This is a genomic window from Bifidobacterium sp. UBA6881 (assembly GCA_002451435.1).
GTDB lineage: Bacteria > Actinomycetota > Actinomycetes > Actinomycetales > Bifidobacteriaceae > Bifidobacterium.
Genome location: DKCF01000102.1, coordinates 6,893 through 7,196, shown reverse-complemented (window position 1 = coordinate 7,196; position 304 = coordinate 6,893).

Genomic DNA, 304 nt, shown 5'->3' with positions numbered 1-304 from the left:
ATTCGTGAGGTCTTTGGGCAGGTCCTGGCGTCCGGTTTCGCCCGCATGGTCCGTTGGATACACTGAAATGCCATATGGCCGTTGCCCTGTGCGCGCATTCGCGGACGCGGTCTGGAATGGGTTTGCTCGAAACGAGGGGAGTTGCGATGATTGCTGCCTTGTGGATTGCGCTGTTGGTCTGCATCGTATGGATTGTGCTGGGGGAGATGCCCTCCGGCTGGGACGCGCGTATGCCGCTGCCGTATATGATCGCGCTGATTCCTTTTCTGTGGATTCCGACGTTGGCCATCTCCATCGCCGGCTT